Below are 18,412 nucleotides of genomic sequence, written 5' to 3'. Positions count from 1 at the left end.
CCCACCCTTGGCCGCCGGCGGCCAAGGGTGCAAGGGTGGGACGCAGCCTTTTATTTGATCCCACAGCGTTGTCTTAACGCGGTCGACTACTTTTCTGTGGCGGGCTGCGGCTCCGGTTTGTGCAGCGTGACCTGGCGCAAACCGGTCATGACGAACAGCAGCAGGATGCCGAGCAGCGCCGCGCCGAAGCCGAAACCGCTGGCGCTCATCGCCGGCAGCATAAAGGCACCCATCGCCCCCAGCAGCAGCGCGCCCAGCGCGTCCCCCACTACGTTCTGCGCCGTCCACAGCCCGTTGATGCGGCCGAGGAAGTTGTCCGGCGTCAGACTCTGGATCAGGCCGTATTGCAGCAGCGAGTTCAGCGCGCTCAGGTAGCCGAACGCCACCAGGCACAACAACGCCAGGCCGTACCACGGCATCAGGCCGAACAGGCCGATGGCGGCGAACGCCGCGACCGCCGTCAGCAGCATTACCCAACCGGGGCGCGCCACGTGTGCCACTCGCCCGCTGGTGAACGCGCCGATGGCGGCGCCGAGCGGCACGGCGGCGTACATATAACCGAGGTGAGCAGCGTCGATGTGCCAACCCTCCGCCATCGCCGGGTACAGCACGCGCACCGCGCTGGCCATGGTCAGCAGCGCGCCGATCAGCGCCACCATGCCAATCACCTTGTTCTGAAACAGGAAAGCGAAACCGCCCGCCAACGCGCGCAGCGGGTGCTCACGCGGCTGCGGCGGCGGCATCAACGGCGGCAGGCTTAGCAACGGCAGCAGCGTCAGCAAGGTGCCGAACGCCGCCAGACCGTAGTTCCAGGCGATGCCCATATGGGCGATCACCAGGCCGCCGATCGCCGGAGAAAGAATCGAGCCGAAGCGCACCGTCAGCATGCTGATAGCGCCCGCCTGCACGATGTTCTCACGGCCAACCAACGCCGGCGTAGCCGCCAGCAGTGCCGTGACCCCCACCGCGCCGAAGAAACCGTCCCACACCGCCAGCAGGTAAATGGCCGCCAGCGAAGGTGACGGCAGCAGGGCGTTGAGGCACAGGCCGACGAAGCCGATACCGCAGGTAGAGCGCGCGAACAGGATCAGCCGGCGCCGCTCATAGCGGTCCGCCAGCACGCCGCCCATCAGCAGCCCGGCGAACATACCGCCCCCGGCCAGCGTCACCGCCAGCCCGACCTGCAGGGTGGAACCGGTCAGCGCCTGGATCTGCACCGGGATGGCGATCGCCATCAACCCCAGCGCCACAATGGAGATAAAGCGCGCGCAGAACACCGCGCGGAAAGCCCGGTTGCTCTTCAGCAGGCTAAAATCAAGCAGGATGGAGGGTTTGCTACTCATCGGTTGTTCACCACATCTTTAAACGGGGATTCTGCAGTTGCGGGGCGCTATGCTAGCACAGATGAAGAAATCAATAATGATAATAAAACTCATTGACATTCAAATGTGAGCGAACGCAAGAAACGCCGCCAAACGTGGGGCCATGCCCGTGTCTGGCGGCGGAACGGCGGGCGACATTACAGCGTGCGCAAGACTCGGTTCAACAGCGGCCCCAGCACTTTGAACGACGCCGGCGAGACGATATCGACATGCGCGCAGTCCAGCTCGTGCGCCTGCAGCGCATCGACGTACTGCGACCAGGTCTGCTGCACGTCCATCCCTTCCTGCAGCGTGCGCTTGGCGACAAACAACGTCGCCTGGCCGTGGAAACGGGCGGTACGGGTGCGCGACAGCAACCGCACCGAATCGGCGTAGTTGGCCTCGATGTTGTCGAACATCGCGGTGCGCGCCTCGCCCAGCGCCGGATCGAGTGTATCCTGCGACACCGCCAGGAACTGCTCGCGCTCGCGCTGAACTTCCTTCAATACGTTGTCATCCAGCATCACGTCCCAGTTTTGGGTCTCCGGCGGATAGGTATCCAGCAGGCCGAGGAACGCCACCTGCTCGCCGCGCGCCTGCAACCGGGCGGCGATGCCCTGCGCCAACGTGCCACCCAGCGAGTAGCCGATAAAGTGATACGGCCCGTGCGGCTGCACCTGCAGCACCGTCTGCAGGTGGGTATCCACCACCTGATCCATGTCTTCGCTCAGCGCCAGCGGGCCATCCGGCCGTGGCGACTGGATGCCGACCAGTGACCAGTGCTGATCGAGATAGCGCGGCAATACGCTGAACTGCCAGGAGAAACCGGACGCCGGGTGCAGACAGAACAGCGTCGGCCCCTCGGTCACGCGCAGCGGCAATACGCTATCGAATCCGCTGCGATCGGCCTCTTCCTGCGTGCGATCTTCCGCCAGCAAGGCGGCCAGCTGCTCGACACGCGACGCCACCATTACCTGGCCGACGGACACCGCCTTGCCCAGATCGCGGCGCAACTCCGCCGCCAGGCGCATCGCCAGCAGCGAATGGCCGCCGAGCGCAAAGAAGTCGTCGTCGGCGAACACCTGCTCACGCTGCAACAAACGGGCGAACACCGTGGCGATTTCGCTTTCCAACCCCGCCTGCGGCGGCCGTCCTGCCTTGCGCTCACCGCCCTGCGGCTGTGGCAAGGCCTTGCGGTCCAGCTTGCCGTTAGCGCTCAACGGCAGTTCGCTCATTGCCACCAGCGCTACCGGCACCATGTGCGGCGGCAGGCGGTCGGCCAGCGCCGCGCGCAAGGCTTCAGCATCCCAGCTCGCGCCGGGCTGCAGCACCAGATAGCCCACCAGCTGGCGCGCATCTCCGCCGGCGTCCACCGGTGTGCCCTGCAGCACCAACGCGTGCGTCACCGCCTGGCGCACGCCCGGCAGCGACAGCAAGGCGTGGTCGATTTCGCTCAGTTCGATACGCTGCCCGCGGATTTTCAACTGATCGTCGCTGCGGCCCAGGTATTCCACCGCGCCGTCCGGCAGCCAACGCGCCACGTCGCCGGTGCGGTACATGCGCCCGCCGGTGCCGAACGGATCGGCGACAAAACGGCTGGCGGTCAACTCCGGCCTGCCGAGGTAGCCATGCGCCAGCTGCACGCCGGTCAGATAAAGATCGCCCGCCACGCCCGGCGGCACCGGCCGCAGCCGCGCATCCAGAATACGCAGCCCGGTGTTCCATACCGGCAGGCCGATCGGCACGTTGGCGCCGGTCACTTTCGCCAGCGCGTCGCCGTAGGCCGGATGCCAGGTGACGTCCACCGCCGCTTCGGTCGGGCCGTAGAGGTTGTGCAACGGCACCGCCGTGCGGCTTTGCCACAGGCGGCACAGCTCCGCCGGCAGCGCTTCGCCGCTGCAGAACACCCGGCGCAGCACGGCGCAGCTCGCCACCGCCGCCTCGTCATCCAATGCGGCGACGAAAGCCGCCAACATCGACGGCACGAAGTGCAAGGTGGTAATGCGATGTTGCGCGATCAGCTGTTGCAGCTGCTGCGGATCGCGGTGCGCCTCCGGCGGCGCCATTACCAGCCGCGCGCCGACCATCAGCGGCCAGAAGAACTCCCACACCGAGACGTCGAAACTGCACGGCGTTTTCTGCAGCACCGCATCGTCCGCCCCCAGCGGATACTTGTGCTGCATCCACAGCAAGCGGTTGACGATCGCCTGATGGCCGACCAGCACGCCCTTCGGGCGCCCGGTGGAGCCGGAGGTAAAGATGATATAGGCCGCATGATCCGGCGTCGGGCCTGCGATCGCCACCCCGGCGGCGTGATCGGCCGCCAGCGGCGCGTCATACAGCAATATTTCGCCCTTGTCGGCGAAACGCGACTGCTGCTCCGGGTTGGTGATGACCAAACGGGGTGCGGCGTCTTCCAGCATCATCGCCAACCGCTCGTCCGGATAGCCGGTGTCCAGCGGCAGATAAGCGGCGCCCGCTTCCACGATCGCCATCAACGCCAGCGACAGAAACACCGAACGCGGCAGCGCCACCGCCACGATGTCACCCGGCCGCACGCCCTGCGCAACCAGCTGGCGCGCCAGCGCCGTGACCTGCTCGCGCGTCTCGCGGTAGGTAAAGCTGAACTGCGCATCCGCCAGCGCCGGTGCGTCCGGCGTAGTTTGCGTCTGCTGCGCCAGCAGTTGGCTCAGCGTGGTCGCCGGCACCGGATGCGCCGTGTCGTTGACCCGCGCCAGCAGTTCGTGATCTGCGGCGGTCAGCATATCGGCTTCACCGATCGGCAACGCCACCTGCGCGGCGAACTGCGCCAGCAGCAACGGCAACCGCTGCAGATGCGCCTGCAGTTCCTGGCGGCTGTAACGCTCGGCGTTGGCCAGCAGCTCAACCTTCAATTGATGGTGTTCGTCGATAAACAGCGCAATTTCCAGATCGCGCACCGGCCCGGAGGCCAAATCGTGGGTAATGCCTGCGATACCGGCGAAATCCAGCTGGTAATCGAACATCTTGAAGTTGAAGACCGTGCCGTACAGCGGCTCACCGTCGCCGATGCGCCCCAGATCGCGCTGCACCTGTTCGGCGTCGTAACGCTGATGGCGGCGCACCGCTTTCAGTTCGCGGCTGATGCGGGCGGCGGCTTCATACAGCGTGGCCTGCGGCTCGAGATGCATCTCCATCGGCAACACGTTGATCACCGGGCCGGCAGCGCACAAGGCGGCCGATCCGGTACGGCGCATGAAGATGAAACCGGCGCTGTAGCTCGGCTGGCCGCTCAGGCGCGACACCCACAGCGCCAGCAGCGCCACCGCCATATCGGCAGCGTTCAGCTTCTGCTGCGCGCCGTTTTGCACCAGTTCGGCGAAGGCCTGCGGATCGCAGCGCAGTTCCAGCCGGTGGATGCGCGGCGTGGGCGTTTTCCCGGCCAACGGCTGCGGGCAGATCGTGGCCGGCGGTGGCAATTGGCGCGCTTTATCAAGCCAGAAATCGGCGTCGCGCTGCCAGGCCGGCGCCTGCCGATAAGCCTGGTACTCCGCCACCACGTCGCTGAACGCGGTGAAAGGCGTCGGTTCCAGCACATCGCCGCGGCAGAGATGAGTGTAAATCGCCGCAACGCGGCGAGCGATGGCGGTGAAGCTGAAACCGTCCACCAACAGATGGTGATAACGCTGATACCAGAACCAGCGATCATCCGCCAGCCGCATCACCACGTGGCGATACAGTGGCGCGCCGCTGCCGGCGCGCAGATCGCCCGCCAGATCGATATCCATCAGCGCACGCGCGGCGGCTTCAGGATCCAGCGATGACGTCAAATCGACCCGCTCCGGGGTTCGCACCGCCAGCGCGTCATCCAGCCATTGCACCGGCACGCCATCGCGCTCCGCAAAACGCAGGCGCAGCATGTCCACCTCGCTCAGCCCCTGAGCGATAGCCTGCAGCAGGCGTTCCACGGCGATCGGGCCGTTGAGTTCGATGGCGTGCGCCACCGCGTAGGCATTGCGATGCGGGGAGATCTGATCGGCCACCCAGATGCCGGGTTGCGCCGCCACCAGCGGCCATTCGCCCGCAAGCGCCGGGCCGCTGAGAGAGTTAGGGATTTGTGACACTGCTTGTTGCTCCCGTCATTACCTGACGCCGGTCACGCCTTGCGTGCTGTGACCGGCAGAATGTCTTGCCAATGCTGTTCCAGCCAGTCGGCACACGCTGCGCGCGTCGCCGGGCCAAACGCGATCGTCCAGTCGGACGGAATGGCGCGGAAATCCGGCCACAGGCTGTATTGTTGTTGTACGTTGCGCAGCACCAGGCTGCGCTGCTGTTGATCATCAAACGAATTCAGGCTTTCCATCATGCGCTCCTCGTACCGTTGCCGTCGCCGCTGCCGGATAGGCGGTGTCGAAAGCGGAAGCCCATACTATCTGCAGCCCGTCGGTCAGGCCGCTACGCCAGCACAGCGCGTCGTGGCCGCCTTCCACCACCCGGTAATGCACCCGGTGGCCGCGTTCTCTCAGGCATGACGCCATCTGATCGCTGACCCGGTGCACCAGCTTTTCCTGCGAACCGGCTTCCATAAACACCTTCAGCGCACCGTGGCTGCCCAGACCATGCAGCTCTACCTGCTGCGTCAACCAACAGGCATCGTCGGGAATGCTCGGCAGCTGCAGCATGTCGCGCCGCGGCCACCAGTAGGAGCCGGATTGAGCGATCACCGCGCCGAATCGCTGCGGCCAACGCAGCCCGGCGTACAGAGAGGCCAAGCCGCCAAAGCTTTGCCCCGCCACCACCGTATCGGCCGGTTTGTCGCTGTGCGGCGCCCATTCAGCCAGCTGCGGCATCAGCTCTTCCTGCACCGCCAGCCAAAAATCCTCCTTGCAGGTCAGCTCGCGCGCGCGGTGCGGCAGATTGATGATGTCGATCAGCACATACACCGCTTCCGGCAATGCCCCCTCGCGGGTCAGCTGCATCAACGGCTCCCAGACCGGCATCTGCTTCGCCCAGAACTGGCCGTCGAGCAGAATCGCCAGCGGGCGTTCGGCCGGTTTGCTGTCGCCGGTGGTGTAGATCCAGACGTCGCGGCTGTTGCCCAGACGCTCGCTCCGCCAGGTGTGGCGCTGCAAACGCGCCGGCAGCGGCGGCGTGCAGCGCCCGCTGGCGATCTCATACTCGTCGAATGGACGCCATACCGGCTGCGGCGGCGCATCCGGCATATGCAGGCCGGAGACGCTGTGGCCACTGGCGCTCTGCCAGGAGCGATGCGGGTTGAGCAGATCATGGGTCGCGCCGGCAAACACCCGGTGCCACCAGTGACGCAGGTTGTGCATGTTGGCGTGGACATCGTCGCCACTAAAGGCCGGCGGCCGATCGTCAAAGCAAGGGATAAAGCAATAACTGCCGCGCCAGGCGCCGTTCAGCTCGGTCTGCCAATACCACACGTCGGTACCGGCCAAACGCTGCAGGCTTTGCGGCGGATTCGGCTGATGGTGGTCGGTCAGGCAGTTGATGTTGATCCACACGCGACGATAGGCGGAGGTCAATTCACATCCCTGAGGGTCGCGCCAGAAGAAGGTGGCGCGCCACCGGCCATTACCCACCGGTTCGACCCAGGGCGTCCCGCGACGCGCAACCGTCAACCACCACCCTGGACTGCCCGCATTGCTGCTGGCCAATAATCTGCTGCTTTCTGACTGTAGTTCTGTATTCACAACGCCTACCCATTTTGTAGTTGGCGGCTCCAAGGAATGCCGACAGATCCCTCTCGCCGGTCACCGCCCGGACGCACTGTACATCGAATACTATTGATAATTATTTTCATTTGCAATAGTGTGTAAGCCTTGGAGATCGTGCTGGTATTGCGCGCAACGGACAGGGATCGGGGATACAGAAATGGCATCCCTTGCCGCAGCCGATTTTCTATTCCTGACTACACAAACACTACAACCGCCCTTCCTCCCACGCGGTGAGGATGGCAGCAAGGTAGGAAGCACACATGAAAAGCACGTTATCGCGTATTTCTTTAGCCACGCTCATCGGCTTGGGGCTGGGCGCATCCGCGTTCGCCAACGCCGCGCAGCAGACCGACACCGCCGCCACGGAAGAAAACAGCGGCGCGACGGATAAAAAACCGCGCGGGGAAGACACCATCGTCGTTACCGCCGCAAAACAGAACCTGCAGGCGCCCGGGGTGTCCACCATCACCGCCGACGAAATCAAGAAACGCCCGCCGGCACGCGACATCAGCGAGCTGATCCGCACCATGCCTGGGGTTAACCTGACCGGCAACTCCACCAGCGGCCAGCGTGGCAACAACCGCCAAATCGATATCCGCGGCATGGGCCCGGAAAACACCCTGATTCTGATCGACGGCAAACCGGCCTCCAGCCGCAACTCGGTACGTCAGGGCTGGCGCGGCGAGCGCGACTCCCGCGGCGATACCGCCTGGGTGCCGCCGGAAATGATCGAACGCATCGAAGTGCTGCGCGGCCCCGCCGCGGCGCGCTACGGCAACGGCGCCGCGGGCGGCGTGGTCAACATCATCACCAAGAAGGCCGGCGATGCGCTACACGGCTCGCTGAACGGTTACTTCAACGTGCCGCAGCACAAGCAGGAAGGCGCCACCAAGCGCACCGACTTCAGCCTGTCCGGCCCGCTGAGCGATACCCTGAGCTTCCGCCTGTTCGGCGGCTACAGCAAAACGCAGGCCGACGCCTGGGATATCAACGAATCCCATAAGTCGTACCGCGCTCCGGCTACCGCAACCACCCCAAGCTATGAAAATAGCGTTCCCGCCGGACGCGAAGGGGTGATCGATAAAAACATCGACGCCCTGCTGCGCTGGGAATTCGCCCATCTGCAGTCGCTGGAGTTCGAATACGCCTACGGTCGCCAGGGCAACCTGTACGCCGGCGATACCCAGAACACCAACTCCAACCCGCTGGTGCAGAGCAACTACGGCAAAGAAACCAACCGCATCTACCGCGAAACCTTCGGCCTGACCCACCGCGGCGCCTGGGATAACGGCGTGAGCACCAACAACTACGTGCAGTTCGAACGCACCCGCAACACCCGTATAAACGAAGGACTGGCCGGCGGTACCGAAGGCATCTTTGACGCCAAGAACGCCGGTTTCGGCACCACCAAGCTGGACGACTTCCTGGCGCACAGCGAAGTCAGCGTGCCGTTTGAGCTGGGTGTCGCGCAGACCGCCACGCTGGGCACCGAGTGGACTCAGCAGCGCATGAAAGACGGCTCTTCCACCAGCCAAACGATGATGGGCGGCACCATTCCCGGCATGACTACCGGTACGCGCAGCCCTTACGCTTCCGCGCATATCTTCTCGCTGTTTGCCGAAGACAATATCGAACTGACCGACACCACCATGCTGACGCCAGGCCTGCGCTACGATCTGCATTCAGAATCCGGCAACAACTGGAGCCCGGCGCTGAACCTGTCGCAGGAACTGGGTGATTACTTCACGCTGAAGATGGGCATCGCGCGTTCCTACAAGGCGCCGACGCTGTTCCAGACGAATGGCAACTACCTGCTGTACAGCAAAGGCCAGGGATGTGCCGGCAGCGACACCAAAACAGGCTGCTATCTGCTCGGCAACGACGATCTGAAGGCAGAAACCAGCGTCAACAAAGAGATCGGGCTGGAGTTCCATAACGACGGCTGGCTGGCCGGCGTGACCTACTTCCGCAACGATTACCGCAACAAGATCGAGGCAGGCAACTCCCGCATCGCCACCAGCAGCACCGGCACGGCGGTTTACCAATGGGAAAACGTACCGAAGGCGGTGGTGCAGGGGCTGGAAGGCTCGCTGAACGTGCCGGTCAGCGAGACCGTCACCTGGAGCAACAACGCCACCTACATGATCGAGAACAAGAACAAGACCACCGGCGATTACCTGTCGGTGATCCCGAAGTTCACCGTCAACTCGACCCTCAGCTGGCAGGCTACGCAGGATCTGTCGATGCAGTCCACCCTGACCTGGTACGGCCGCCAGAAGCCGAAGAAGTACAACTACCAGGGTAAACCTGCCACCGGCGGCGAAACCCATGAGGTCAGCCCTTACGCCGTCGTCGGCGCCAGCGCGACCTATGACCTGACCAAAAACGTCAGTCTCACCGCCGGCATCGACAACCTGTTCGACAAACGCCAGTTCCGCGCCGGCAACGCGCAGAACGTGGGTGACCCAAACACCGGCGTGATCAACATCGCCGGGGCAGGCGCAGCCACCTACAACGAACCGGGCCGCACCTACTACATGAGCATCAACACCCACTTCTGATGACATGACCCAACGACAAGGGGCACCGCGGCGCCCCTTGTCGTTAATGCCAAATTTGATGGCGTGGCCAAGCTTACAGCAGGCAATAGAAAAGAAGGAAAATCAATTCATTGGTTTTCGGCTGATAACCACAAAGGAGGAAAAACCACGCTTTTTCCTCCTTTGTCAGCAACCTGAAGGGGCGCCGCGGCGCCCCTTTTTTATCTTTCCATTCCGTTACTTCGCGTTTAGCTGAATGCGCACCACGCTTTCCGGTTTGCCGGCTTTGGTGGCCGCGCCGTCGTTTTTCACCGTCACGAACAGCGCATCGCCTTTCGGATCCAGCGCCAGGCTGTTAGGGTGCGGCGGCAGATCCACGGTTTGCAGGCGCTTGAGCGTCTTGGCGTCGAACACCGTCAGCGTACCGGCGCCGTGTTCCACGCGCACCCCTTTGCGGTTGGCGACGTACAGCCGCTGGCTACGCTCGTCGAGCAGCAGGCCGATCGGCACCTCATCCGTCAGCTCGCTGGCCAGCACCTTGCCGCTGTCCGCATCCAGCGCAAACACCCGGTGGCCACTGCTGCGCTTCACGTAGTCGTGCCCCAGATGATGATTGCGGTAGTCGTCGCGATCGATGCCCTGATCGACGCCCAGCAGGCGGTTGCTCGCCGGGTCATACACCAGGTTCAGCAGCTGATCGGCCTGCACTTCGTGCGTGGCGGTGATCGCCAGCGTGTCGGCGTTCAGGGTGATCACCTGCCCCTGCATGTTGGAGACGAAGACCCGACGGCCCTTCTCATCCAGCGTGATGCCCACCGCGTTGTAGCCGAAGCCCGGGATCACTTTTTCCAGCTTGCCGGCTTTGGTATCGACCACGTACAGCACGCTGTCGACGCCGAAGCCCAGACCCGGCAGGAACAGACGGCCGCTTGGCGCGTCATACGTGATCTCGCGGATGCGGTACAGGTAGTCCTCGGTGATTTTGAACTTCTTCAGCTCTGCCAACAGGAAATCCAGGCGCTTGCCGCTGATGCCCGCCTGCTTGTAAGCCTGCTCCAGCACCGCTTTATCCAGCAGTTTGATACTGCCGAGCGCATGGTTGGCACGGGTGTCCACCACCCCGACTTCGCCGTTGAAGCCCTGGGTCAGGTACAGACGATTGCCCGCATCGTTCAGCGCCACACCGAAGCCTTTCACCTGCAGCGGGATCTCCGCCTTGATCGCCAACGTGTTGGGATCCAGACGCAGCACACGGGAGCGCGCCTCTTCTTTCCAGTCCGGCGCACTGACGAACAGCGCCTGCTGCGATGTGCTGTAGGCCATCTCCACCACCGCCGACGACAGCGCCTGACGCTTGATGTCCTGCGGTTTGATGCCGGCATCGTCCGCCTGCGCGGCGCCGGCGACTACCAGAGAGGCCGCCACCAGCAGAGACAGTAACGCGCGCGGGGTTGCTAGGGTTCCAGACATCCTTTTATCTCCTTGAAAATCATGCTTTCGGTTAGAGTGAAACAACGTCATGCCTGCGGCCCGGGCGGCAATGCCGCCAGAGCGATATCGCCAGCGATGGGCTGCGCAAACTGGGTGAAGACGTGCTGAACGCCGCCGGCGATCAGATCGGCCTGTTCCTTGCTGTAGTGATCCTGGCGGTAGGTCATCATCACCCGCAGGGATTTCACCCCGGCCAGATCGTCTTCCATCACCTCAAACTGCAGGCCGAGCAGCGACTCGGCTTTTTCCGGTTCCACCTGACGGTAGGCGATCGCGCTGCCGTCCTGCAGACGGAACTCGCCGTTCAGCTTGATGCGGCTGTGGATCTGGATAAACACTTCGAACATGTGGTTCTTGCGGTCGGCGTCCACGCCGAACAGCCCTTCTTCCACCAGATCGATCGGAATATCGGTGTACGGCAGCGAGCCGTTGATGGTGTTTTTCACCTGGCTGACCAACCCCGCCACCGTCAACCCCTCGTCGAAACGTACGCGGTGCACCACCACGGTGGTGAAGTAACCGACGGTATCGAAGAACTCGGCGTTGTTACGGCCGGAGGTCGAGGTACCCACCAGCAGATCCGCCGGGCCGCCGAGCAGGCGCAGCGCCGAGGTGATGCCGGCATACACCACGTTGAACAGCGACGCGTTGTTGCGGCGAGCGAGTTGATACAGGCCTTCCGCCACGGCAGGATCAACTTCGAACTCCAGCCAGCCGCCGTTGACGTCCGCCGGTGCCGGCACCGCCGGGTGGGTGGACGGCTCTTGTTGGAAGATAGGCTGCCCGACCGGCGCGCCGCGCAGCGCGTCGAGCCAGTAGTCCAAATGTTGCTGCTGCACCCCGGAGGCCCGTTGCTGCCGGGCGAAAGTGTGGAACTGCGGCGGCTGCCCGCTCCACTGTGGCGCCTGGCCGGCGACGCGATGGCGGTAGGCGACGCCCAGCTCATCCATCATCAGGTTGAGCGACCACTCATCCAGCACCACGTGGTGGAACAACAGCGACAGCAACTGCTGGCCGTTGTCCGCATCGCGCAGTAGCGTGACGCGCAGCGGCAGCTCGGCGGCCAGATCGAAACGGTGCTGGCCGGCGTCGGCCAACAGGGCGGCGGCGTTGCCCGCCGGCGTCTCGTGGGAGAAGCGGAACCACTGATAATCCGGCAGCTCGGCGGCCGGTACCACCACCTGCACCACCTCGCCCTGCCGCTCGACGAAGCGCGAACGCAGCACGGTATGACGGGTCATGACGTCGATAAACGCCTGACGCAACGCCGTTTCATCCACCGCATCGAAGAAGCGCAGAGAGAACGGCAGATTGAAGATCTCGTCATGGCCGAAGGCTTCATACACCTTCCACAGCGATTCCTGCGCCAGCGACAGCGGCGCCTGCGCGCGATCGTGATCGTCGGCGGCGGCCATCGTGGCATTCGGCAGGGCGACGCTCAGGCGTTTGGCGTATCCCGCCAGCGTGCGCGCCGTCGGGTGGCTGAACAGATCGTTGATGTTGATTTCGATCTGATGCAGGCTCAGCAACCGGCCAATCACCCGGGTGGCCACCAGCGAATGGCCGCCGCGATCGAAGAAATCTTCATCCAAGGTCATTTCCGGCGCCACCAGCGCCTCGCGGAACGCCTGCAAGATCAGCGGCGCAACGCTTTCGTCCGCGTCGCCGTACACCGCCGGCGCGGTCATCGCCGGGGACACGGCCTCAGTCACCGTCAATGCAACGGCAATGCGCTGCCCGGCCAGGAACGCGCTGAACTGTTCCAACAGGAAAGGCGCCACATGGGGAGACAGACGCGGGTCGGTGACCAGCTCCAGCGTCAGCGCTTCCGCTTCCGGCAAACCCAACAGCAGCGCCAGTTCAAACGGCGTATGCAACGGCGGCAGTAACAGGCGTTCGGCGTGAGCGCCCTCCAGCCGCCAGTCCGCAGCCAGATCGTCACACCAGGCTACCAGCAGCTGCGCCTGCTGCGGGTCCGGCTGCTCGGCCACGGTCTGCGCCAACAGCCGTTGCCCGGCATCGCCGTCGCCATGCCGCACGGTCAGGCGCATCAGCGCCGCCGACGTCAGGCCGATCTCCAGGCCGACGAGCTCCGCCGCGTCCGCCACCGGTACGCACAGCTGCACCGCTTGCCCGCCGGCCTGCGCGGCGACGAACTCGGCAAAACGCGCCGCCACCGCCGCCAGCAAGGCCTGTGGCGAGTCGTTGGCGGGCAGCAACGTGCGCGCAATGCGCGTGACGACGCGCGCGCCAACCGGCGGCAGCGCTTCGGCGCACTGCGTCGGGCTGCGGTAATCCAACAACGCTACCGCCTGGCGCGCCCAGGGCAGCTGCGGCTCCTGGCTTTCCTGCCGTTCGACCGGTTCCGCCGCAAAAACAGTGTCCAGAGGCAGAGGCATCGCCTCCCCGTTGTAACGAGCGGACAGCATCACCGGCAGGAGGCGCCACGGCAACGTTTCCGCCAGGATGTCATGCAATACCGCGCCTAAAATCAGGTCACCGCCCGGCGTGAGCAACAGCAGGCAGCGCAGCGGCGCTTCGTCTTCCAGTGCAAACGGCGCTGCCTGCGCCTGCAGCAGGCAGCGAATAGCTTGTTGTTCATCCGCCACCTGACGGAGGCTCACCGGCAACGGCGCCGAACCGGCGGTGCGTTTAACCAGACCCTTTTCGTCATCAAAAACGTAGCGTACGTCCACGCCCGGCGTTTCCCGTACCAGCGCCTGCAGCGCCGCCGTCAGGCGGGCGATATCCACGTCCCCCGTCAGGCGCCAGGCCAGCGCCCGCTGCCCGCGCGCGTCACCCTGTTGCAGATGGGCAAACCATGCCCGCTCTTCGGTTTCGCTCACCGGCCGCTCGCCGTTCGCCGACTCCGCGCCCAGCGCCTGAAACGCGCTCTCCAGCCGCTGGGCCTCTTCATCGCTCAGAATGCTGTCAAAATCACCGATCACTGCGTTATCTCCTTTGCCCGGCCGTGCCGGGATAGCGCATAAAAACGGGGGACATCCGTCCCCCGTCATCGCGATAGCGTTAGAAATTCAGCTCAACCGCCGCGCCGACCAAGCGACCTGGCTGAATATTCGCCGTGTAAATGTCGTTATTTCTGATCATTTCGCGGCGGTCGGAGTCAAACAGGTTTTTCGCATACAGCGTGGCGCGGCCGTAGGCGAAGGTGTAGGCCAGCTGGGCATTGGTCGTCCAATAGGAACCGACGCGCCCGCGTGAATCATTGTCGTAAGCAGAGTAGTAGGAGTCGGTAAACGCCACGTTGCTGCTCAGCTCCCATCCTTTCAGGAACTGGTATTTGGCGCCCACGTTCGCGGTATAGGCCGGCGCACGCGCCAACTCGTGCCCTTCCACGCCGCTGCCCGAGAATTTCTTGATGTCGGTTTTCAGCAGGCCGAGGTTGCCGAACAGCTCGAAGTCCCAGCGCGGCTGCCAGGTGGCGCCGATTTCCGCACCGTAGGTTTCCACCTTGTCGGCGTTGCGGATCACGCTGGAGTTATCACCCAGCGAGTAAGGGAGCTGCATATCCTTGTAATCGTTGTAGAAGATGTTACCCGTCAGCACCACGTTGGCGTCTTTCAGGTGATGACGGGTGTACAGTTCATAGTTCCAGACGTATTCGGAACCGTAGGTGTAGCTGACCACCGGCGAACCGAAAGTAATGCCGCCACCGCCGGCGTTATAGCCGCGCGCGATCTTGGCGCCGTAGGTTTGGGTATCCGTCGGCTTCCAGGCCACGTCCAGCTTCGGCAGGAACACGGTGTAGGTTTCGTCGAAGTCGATGCGTACCGACTGGCTCCCACCATCGCGGCGGCGGTGTTCGCGTTCCAGGCGACTGGCGGCGGTCACATCCACCTGCGGCGTCAGCGCATAGGTCAGCTCGGCGAACGCCGAATGGGTATCGGTTTTATCCTTGAAGCGCGAACCGCCGAAGATGTTGACGAACTCGTCCTGCGTGCCGTGGAAATAACGCAGCCCCGCCAGCCCGTGCAGGCGGCTGTCCGCCCCGCCGAAGCGCACCACCGGCTCCACATGCACCTCCTGGCCCTGGATATCGGCGGCATAAGGCATGTTATAGGCCGTCGGGCGGTTGATGTTGAAATCGGTGTAAATAACGCGGTTTTCCAACGTCAGCGCGTCGGACTCCTCCCAGGCCAAATCCCAGATGGTGCTGTTCATGTTGCTTTTGAATATCGGCCGGCGCGACTCGTAGTTCGGCTTGATGGGATGCGGCTGCGGATTAAGGCTTTCGTTCTGTGGCGCGGTGCTGCCGAAGTGGGTAAAAGTCAGCTTGCTGGTCAGATCGCGCAGGCCGGCCGGGTTGAACAACAGCTTGGCGCGGGCGGTGGTGGCTTCCACTTCACGCGGATCGCCCACCGGCGCATACGACGGCAGATCGGCCTCGCTGCGGCGGCGCTGACGATCGACGCTGACGCGGAATGCCAGCTGATCTTCCACCAGCGGGCCGGACGCCATGGCCGCCAACTGTGAAGAGTGCTGATTGCCGGCCCCGCCCTTGAAGGCGCTTTCCCATTCGAAGGTTGGGTCTTTACTGGCCATGACGATGGCGCCGGCGATGGCGTTACGCCCCTGAATATAGCTTTGCGGGCCGAGGAATACTTCGACGCGATCCAGATCCCACAGCGACTGCGGGCCGAACGCCTGTTCGTTATAGGTCAGCGAACGGCCGTCCAATGACAGATTGAGGCGCGGGCGGGTGCCGCTGAGGAAGGCGTTGGCGCCGACGTTCGGGCCGGAACCGTCGATGCCGCGCACGGTTGGCAGTTCGTTGCCGATGCCCAGATCCACCACGTTGGGGGTCATGCGCAGCAGATCGGGGATCTGCACTGCGTCGGGCATCGAGGCGATGCGGTTGCTGTCGAACACCTGCACGCTGGAGCCGGTGTCGAAAATGGAACGTTTGATCTTCTCACCGGTGACCAGCAGCGTTTCCGCGTCCTGGTAGGTTTCGTTGCTCTTGGTTTCCGCCGCGTTGACGTTACCGATCGCCAGTGAACAAACCCCTAAAAATACGGAGGAAAACGCCCCAATGGCTTTCAACCCCGTCTTTTCCCCGTTTCCTACGCTTTCATGCCGTTGAGCCGCAAAATGCTTGCCCATAGATGTCTTCTCCTTTCATCCCAGAGGTGCACAAAATTTGATTTTTTTTTACACAACCTACATCGACACTCACACAGACCATGACGCTACGGCCTTCCCGACCTTTGTGTTGCTTATCCCTGCGGCAAACCCATGCCTTTCGCGGCCGGACGGGCGCGGCCCCATCCACGATCAAGCCGCCGGCGGAGTGGCCGGCGGCTTGTTTAAAAACGTAAAATAATGTTAAGAATGATAATATTTTGCATTTTTTAATGCAAATCATTATCAATAAAGGCGTAGTACCGACCATAACAACTGCCAGAAAACCTTATACTTCCGTAGGTAAAACAAGCGCTGCAATAACAAGCAATCATTACAATGCTAAGAATAATATAAATAAATTATTTTCATCTGATGCAGTCTCAGCACGCCACCGCTAAAACCCCTTATAGATAGCATTCCTCATCCAAATGAATCAAATAATAATAATTTTCATTCCTATTAACATTTAGATATATTCTTGCAGTCTCGTTGGCTGAATCAAAATGGATACCCGATGAAAGCTTTGACCACGATGCAGGCCGCCTACTGGGTAGGCCGACACTCCGCTCCCCCTCTGGGTGGCATGGCCGCTCACCTGTATGCGGAGTTCGACGGCGGCGAACTGGACGTCGCTCGCCTGCGCCAGGCCGTCGATGCGTTGTACCTGCGTCATCCGCTGTTGCGCCTGCGCATCACCGACGATGGCCGCCAGACGATTGTTCCCCCCGGCCCCCGGCATACGCTGCATCTCGACGACTGGCGCCACGCCGACGAAGCGACGTTGTCGGCCTCGCTCGCCGCCAAACGCCAGGCGAAAAGCACCCAATTGCTGCCGCTGGAACAGGGCATTCCCTGCGACATCAGCCTGAGCCTGCTGCCGGCGGGGCGCAGCCGTTTGCATGTCGATCTCGACATGATCGCCGGCGATGCCATGAGCTTTCGCCTGTTGATGGAGGATCTGGCGGCGTTTTATCACCAGTGCCCACCGGCCCCTTCTCATGACGCGCCGCCGGCCTACTTCGATCACCTCGCACAACGCGATGCCGACGACGCGCTGCGCCAGCGGCGCGAACGCAGCCAACGTTGGTGGCGTGAACGCCTGGCGCAGGTACCGCCGGCGCCGCGCCTGCTGCGCACACCAGACCGCTGCCGCAGCGATCGCCTGGCCGTACAGCTGAGCGCGGAAGAAACCCGCGCGTTGGAAGCCGTCGCCAAACGGCACCGCACCTCGCTCTCGACGCTGTTTTTAGCGCTGTTCGCGCTGGCCGTCGGCCAGGGTTGGAACATGACGCGCTTCCGGCTCAACGTGCCGCTGTTCCACCGCGAGAGCGAACGGGAGGACGCACATCGCCTCATCGGCGACTTCTCTAACCTGGTGCTGCTCGGCGTGGTACTGAACCCGACGGAAAATCTGAGCGCCTTCTGCCGGCGCCTGATGACGCAGCTGGCGGAGCTGATCAAGCATGCGGATTATCCCGGCGTCAGCGTGATGCGCGATCTGTCGCGCCTGCACGGCGGCCTGCAGCCTTCGCCGGTGGTGTTTACCGCCGGTTTCGGCATCCGCGGTAAAACGCTGTTTTCCGAACGGGTCACCGACACCTTTGGCCATCTCGGCTGGGTGATCTCTCAGGGGCCACAGGTGGCGCTGGATGCGCAGGTCGCCCACGTCGACGACGGCATTCTGATCAACTGGGACGTGCGGCTGGACGCGTTCCCCGAGCAGGTGCTGCCACGCCTGCTGGCCTGTTACCGGGCGCTGCTGCACCTGGCCGCGCGGCAAGCGGGGGCGTTCGAGCGCCCGCTGGCACAGCTGCTGGCGCAATGCACACCCGACGCGCTGGCGCAGCAGGCACCGGTGCGCCAGGTGCTGCATCGGCTGCTGGCGCGGGTGGCCCCCGAGGCCGGCTTGCGCGACCACGACGATATCCACCGCTTGGCCTTGCCGGATGCCGGGATCAACGCGCTGCTGAAGGTGCTCAACAAGTATCTGGCTGCGGCGCTGACGGCGCAGGATCTGGCGACGCATCCCTCCCCGGCGGCGCTGGCGGCACTGATTTGCCAACGCTCGCCCGAAGCGGCGCGGCATGCGAAAACGCTGCTCGCCGCGCTGGCGCCGCAGCACTGAGATCGGTTTCCGGGCGCGTGGCGCCCGGCT

At 63.4% G+C, this 18,412-nt stretch carries 9 protein-coding genes; 2 read left to right on the top strand and 7 right to left on the bottom strand.

Annotation, left to right across the window (positions count from 1 at the left end):
- Positions 1-86: 86 nt before the first annotated feature.
- The 4 genes from entS to fes form a co-directional block, all read right to left on the bottom strand.
- Positions 87-1,343: an enterobactin transporter EntS gene (entS, locus tag BHU62_RS21835; RefSeq protein ID WP_073534534.1), complete on the bottom strand. Its 1,257-nt coding sequence runs from the start codon at positions 1,341-1,343 to the stop codon at positions 87-89.
- Positions 1,344-1,519: 176 nt separating this feature from the next.
- Positions 1,520-5,464 carry an enterobactin synthase subunit F gene (locus tag BHU62_RS21830; protein WP_073534533.1) on the bottom strand — a complete coding sequence of 1,315 codons (3,945 nt, stop codon included), beginning with the start codon at positions 5,462-5,464 and terminating at the stop codon, positions 1,520-1,522.
- 32 nt (positions 5,465-5,496) lie between these two features.
- Positions 5,497-5,703: an MbtH family protein gene (locus BHU62_RS21825; RefSeq protein ID WP_073534532.1), complete on the bottom strand. Its 207-nt coding sequence runs from the start codon at positions 5,701-5,703 to the stop codon at positions 5,497-5,499.
- On the bottom strand, positions 5,681-7,057 hold the full coding sequence (gene fes / locus BHU62_RS21820) for an enterochelin esterase (RefSeq protein WP_073534531.1): 1,377 nt from the start codon (positions 7,055-7,057) through the stop codon (positions 5,681-5,683). The genes BHU62_RS21825 and fes overlap by 23 nt, the downstream gene beginning before the upstream one ends.
- A 284-nt stretch (positions 7,058-7,341) precedes the next feature.
- Between fes and BHU62_RS21815 the strand changes: the two genes are divergently transcribed.
- Positions 7,342-9,642 carry a TonB-dependent siderophore receptor gene (locus BHU62_RS21815; protein ID WP_073534530.1) on the top strand — a complete coding sequence of 767 codons (2,301 nt, stop codon included), beginning with the start codon at positions 7,342-7,344 and terminating at the stop codon, positions 9,640-9,642.
- Positions 9,643-9,858: 216 nt separating this feature from the next.
- On the opposite strand, the gene BHU62_RS21810 is transcribed toward BHU62_RS21815, so the two are convergent.
- The 3 genes from BHU62_RS21810 to BHU62_RS21800 form a co-directional block, all read right to left on the bottom strand.
- Positions 9,859-11,091, bottom strand: coding sequence for a YncE family protein (locus BHU62_RS21810; protein ID WP_073534529.1), 1,233 nt, complete (start codon positions 11,089-11,091; stop codon positions 9,859-9,861).
- Between the two features lie 47 nt (positions 11,092-11,138).
- The gene (locus tag BHU62_RS21805; protein ID WP_073534528.1) at positions 11,139-14,060 is read right to left on the bottom strand and encodes a condensation domain-containing protein; all 2,922 of its coding nucleotides are present in this window, start codon (positions 14,058-14,060) and stop codon (positions 11,139-11,141) included.
- A gap of 79 nt (positions 14,061-14,139) precedes the next feature.
- Positions 14,140-16,236, bottom strand: a complete 2,097-nt coding sequence (locus tag BHU62_RS21800; RefSeq protein ID WP_073534527.1) for a TonB-dependent receptor — start codon at positions 16,234-16,236, stop codon at positions 14,140-14,142.
- Positions 16,237-16,771: 535 nt separating this feature from the next.
- On the opposite strand from BHU62_RS21800, the gene BHU62_RS21795 reads away from it, so the two are divergent.
- On the top strand, positions 16,772-18,382 hold the full coding sequence (locus tag BHU62_RS21795; RefSeq protein ID WP_073534526.1) for a condensation domain-containing protein: 1,611 nt from the start codon (positions 16,772-16,774) through the stop codon (positions 18,380-18,382).
- Positions 18,383-18,412: the final 30 nt, after the last annotated feature.

The sequence above is a fragment of the Serratia marcescens genome, from assembly GCF_001902635.1.
GTDB lineage: Bacteria > Pseudomonadota > Gammaproteobacteria > Enterobacterales > Enterobacteriaceae > Serratia > Serratia marcescens_F.
The sequence above is the reverse complement of the archived record's forward strand: the minus strand, read 5'-3'. Positions and strand labels throughout refer to the sequence as shown.

Coding starts and splice junctions, on each gene's coding strand:
- BHU62_RS21795 (WP_073534526.1), top strand. CDS start 16,772: ATGAAAGCTTTGACCACGATGCAGGCCGCCTACTGGGTAGGCCGACAC.
- entS (WP_073534534.1), bottom strand. CDS start 1,343: ATGAGTAGCAAACCCTCCATCCTGCTTGATTTTAGCCTGCTGAAGAGC.
- BHU62_RS21825 (WP_073534532.1), bottom strand. CDS start 5,703: ATGGAAAGCCTGAATTCGTTTGATGATCAACAGCAGCGCAGCCTGGTG.
- BHU62_RS21800 (WP_073534527.1), bottom strand. CDS start 16,236: ATGGGCAAGCATTTTGCGGCTCAACGGCATGAAAGCGTAGGAAACGGG.
- BHU62_RS21815 (WP_073534530.1), top strand. CDS start 7,342: ATGAAAAGCACGTTATCGCGTATTTCTTTAGCCACGCTCATCGGCTTG.
- BHU62_RS21810 (WP_073534529.1), bottom strand. CDS start 11,091: ATGTCTGGAACCCTAGCAACCCCGCGCGCGTTACTGTCTCTGCTGGTG.